This window comes from uncultured Fibrobacter sp. (genome assembly GCF_937877005.1).
GTDB lineage: Bacteria > Fibrobacterota > Fibrobacteria > Fibrobacterales > Fibrobacteraceae > Fibrobacter.
This window is the reverse complement of the sequence record NZ_CALEFV010000182.1, coordinates 1-1509: the sequence shown is the minus strand read 5'-3', so window position 1 is coordinate 1509 and position 1509 is coordinate 1. Positions and strand designations below refer to the sequence as shown.

Below are 1509 nucleotides of genomic sequence, written 5' to 3'. Positions count from 1 at the left end.
CCAGAGCCTTAAGTATGTGGGCCGCCTCGACTTGCAGAGCCGCGGGCTGTTGCTGTTCACCGACGATGGCGAACTCTTGCACCGCCTCACGCACCCGAGCTACGAAATTCCGCGCAGCTACTACGTGTGGACAGACCGCCCGCTGAGCGAGCACGCCGCGCAGAAACTGGTAGACGGCGTTGACATTCGCGAAGAAGGCGAAGAGCAAGAAGAGATTGCATTTGCGACCGACATCTACCTGGAGAAGGGTTTCGCCGAACTCGTGCTGATCGAAGGCAAGAACCGAGAAATCCGCCGCATGATGCGCGCCGTGGGCTACGAGATTCGCGACCTCAAACGCGTGAGCTACTGCAAGCTGACTTTGGGCGACTTGCCCGCCGGAGAATTCCGAGAACTCACCGCCGACGAAATGAACAAACTGCGACAGGCGGTGCATGTCTAACACGCTTATAGGAAAGGAGATGCCGGGTCAAGCCCGGCATGACATTCTAGTATGAACAGTCGAACTCTTTATATAGGTGATGTGCACGGCTGTGCCGACGAGCTCGAGCGCATTGTAGACGCATTCGGCTTTGTGCGCGGCAAGGACACGCTGTACCAGACGGGCGACATCATCAACAAGGGGCCCGACATGTTGCGGGCACTAAAGTTCGTGAAGGACAACGGAATCCTTACCGTGCGCGGCAACCATGAGGAACACCTGATACGCGCGATGAAGCTTTCGGAAAGCGAATGGACCGAGAAGCAACGAGCCCGCTTCGCCAAGCTCCCGATGGAAACTTGGCACGCCATTGCCGCCGAGGTAAGCACCTGGCCCCTGTGGCGCGACACTCCACACGCACTGCTGGTTCACGCCGGTTTAGAGCCCGGCAAGGTCAGACTAGAGGACATGGACCGGGAAGTTATTTTGTCTGTAAGATACTGGAACGACCGTCCATGGTTTGAACAAATTAACTGGAACAAGACGGTCGTATTTGGCCACTGGGCCAAAATGGGGTTCGTGAACCGCCCCGGATTCATTGGGCTCGCCGCGGGTTGCGTGTACGGGTAAACGTTGATGGCCTGGTGCCCCGAAGAAGACAAGTTCTACGAAATCCCTGCCGCACGCGAATACTCTCCGGTCAAGGACAAGGCGAAAACGGCGATCGACGCCCCCTGCATTGTACCCGGCGACAAGCTCCCCGAAAAGGAGCAGCCCAAAACCTTCGACGATATTAAGGCGAAAATTGCAAGCGGTGACATCGCCATTGCCGACGACAGCGAACACGCCAAGGAAATCCGCAAGGCATCGCCGAGTGTCGCCGCCGAATGGGCGGGCTACATGTAACTAAAAGTCGCAGCCCTTGACGCAGCGGTTCTGCTCGAACTCCGATTCCATCACCTTGATGCCGCGGTTGTAGCGGCGGTAGGCACCATGGCGCAGTCCGTGTTCAAAGGTCATTTCTTCTTTTAATCCGCCGAGGTCGTCGAACACCTTGGCGACTCCATGCAGCTGGCCCCTTACATAAG

The 1509-nt window shown here is 57.2% G+C and carries 3 protein-coding genes and 1 pseudogene; 3 read left to right on the top strand and 1 reads right to left on the bottom strand.

Going from position 1 to position 1509, the window contains the following annotated elements:
• From Q0628_RS08490 to Q0628_RS08480, 3 genes are all read left to right on the top strand, one after another.
• Window positions 1-442, top strand: a 442-nt coding sequence (locus Q0628_RS08490; RefSeq protein WP_298770069.1) for a pseudouridine synthase, incomplete at its 5' end; no start/stop codon positions are given.
• A gap of 51 nt (window positions 443-493) precedes the next feature.
• Window positions 494-1051: a metallophosphoesterase family protein gene (locus Q0628_RS08485; protein WP_298770067.1), complete on the top strand. Its 558-nt coding sequence runs from the start codon at window positions 494-496 to the stop codon at window positions 1049-1051.
• Window positions 1052-1054: 3 nt separating this feature from the next.
• Window positions 1055-1327, top strand: coding sequence for a hypothetical protein (locus Q0628_RS08480; RefSeq protein ID WP_298770065.1), 273 nt, complete (start codon window positions 1055-1057; stop codon window positions 1325-1327).
• On the opposite strand, the pseudogene Q0628_RS08475 reads toward Q0628_RS08480, so the two are convergent.
• Window positions 1328-1509: pseudogene (locus Q0628_RS08475) on the bottom strand (toxin-antitoxin system YwqK family antitoxin); the annotation flags it as partial.